Source organism: Spirillospora sp. NPDC052269 (genome assembly GCF_040679435.1).
GTDB lineage: Bacteria > Actinomycetota > Actinomycetes > Streptosporangiales > Streptosporangiaceae > Spirillospora.
On the sequence record NZ_JBFAUU010000020.1, the window covers coordinates 198,552 to 199,700 of the forward strand.

1 protein-coding gene and 1 rRNA gene are annotated in these 1,149 nt (G+C 73.8%); both read right to left on the reverse strand.

Translation table 11 applies throughout. From position 1 onward, the window contains the following. The coding region (locus tag AB0L06_RS35670; RefSeq protein WP_500235588.1) for a hypothetical protein at positions 1–438 on the reverse strand (438 nt) is incomplete at its 3' end. A 617-nt stretch (positions 439–1,055) separates the two neighbouring features. After that, positions 1,056–1,149, reverse strand: a 5S ribosomal RNA gene (gene rrf, locus AB0L06_RS35675); the annotation flags it as partial.

Sequence of the window (1,149 nt, forward strand, 5' to 3'; positions counted from 1 at the left end):
CACGGCGGTCATCCCGACCCTGGAACCCTCCGGACCGCTCGTCACGGCCCTGGAACCCACCAGAGCGGTTGTCCCGGCCCTGGTAACCACCGGACCGCTCGCCGCGGTCCTGGAAGCCGCCGCGACGCTCGCCACCACGGTCCTCGTAACGGCCGCCGCCACGGCGGTCATCACGGTCGCGGAAGCCGCCACCGCGCTCGTCACGGCCCTGGAACCGGCGGTCGCCACCGCCGGAGCGACCGTCCTGGCGGAAGCCACCACCAGAACGCTGGTCGTCCCGGCGCCCCTCGCGGGGACCGCCCTCGGAACGACGCTCGTCCGGCCGCCGCCCCTGGCGGGGGTCTCCGCCGCCCGGACGGCCGCCACGTCCTTCGAAACGCTGGCCACCACGGTCGTCGCGCCCGCCGAAGCGCCGGTCATCCCGGCCACCACGATCATCGGACCGACGCTCGCCGCGGTCCTCGAACCGCCGGCCGCCCCGGTCGTCGTTCCCGGGGCGCCGCTCACCGCGGTCCTCGAAACGACGGCCCTGGCCGCCGCCCTGGAAGCGCCGGTCACCGCCACCGGGCCGGCCCTCACGGCGGTCATCGCCGCCGGGGCCGCGCCGGTCATCGGATCCACGGTACGGACGGCCCTGGCCGCGCTCGTCGCGCTGCCCGCCCGGCCGATCCCGCCAGCCGCCGCCGTTACCGCGGCCACCAGAGAACGAACGTCCGCCAGAGCCCGGCCCACCGGACCGGCCGCGGTCACCGCCATCGCCGCCGAAACGGCCGCGTTCACCACCGGAACGCGGCGCGCCGCCGCGCGGTCCGCCGTCACGCCGGGGCCCGTTGCCCTTGAAGCCTCCACGGGAATCGCCCGTACGACGGCCGGACTCCCGGTGCCCGCCGTTGTTGCCCCGCTGCTCGCGGCCTCCGTTGCGGCCGTCGTCTTCCGCGCTCATCACGTCCGTCACTGTTCTCGGTACTTCGATAGACCCTTGCAGCCTACTTTGACTGGTCCCATACATGCGTCGAGGGCCGCCCCTGAAACGGGGCGACCCTCGACCAATTATAGTCCGGCGGCGTCCTACTCTCCCACACAGTCTCCCATGCAGTACCATCGGCGCTGAGGGGCTTAACTACCGGGTTCGGGATGGGACCGGGTGTT